Below are 415 nucleotides of genomic sequence, written 5' to 3' on the forward strand. Positions count from 1 at the left end.
CAAGAATGAGGTTGTGGTTATCGACCACCAGTTATTAAAGAGCAAGGAACAGGGCTATTATATTGAAACGCCTAAGACAAAGAGTGGAACAAGGCAAGTGCCATTAAGCAGAGAAACGATACAGGCATTTCAACGGGTCATAAGGAAACGCACAAAAGGGAAACTGATAGAGATAGACGGATACAAAGATTTTCTGTTCGTCAATCCGAAAGGCAATCCTAAAGTTGCGATTGATTACAACGCCTTATTTGTCCGTATGGTAAAGAAATATAACAAACACCACAAGGATAACCCCTTGCCACATATCACACCACATACGCTACGCCATACGTTCTGCACAAGACTGGCAAGCAAGAACATGAACCCGAAAGATTTACAGTATATCATGGGACATTCAAACATCAGTATCACAATG

The 415-nt window shown here is 41.2% G+C and carries 1 protein-coding gene; it reads left to right on the top strand.

Annotation, left to right across the window (positions count from 1 at the left end; genetic code table 11):
* A partial coding sequence (locus PG418_RS00200) for a site-specific integrase (RefSeq protein WP_498836897.1) occupies positions 1-415 on the top strand: 415 nt, incomplete at both ends.

Source organism: Bariatricus sp. TF06-38A (assembly GCF_027690675.1).
Classification (GTDB): domain Bacteria; phylum Bacillota; class Clostridia; order Lachnospirales; family Lachnospiraceae; genus Allocoprococcus; species Allocoprococcus comes.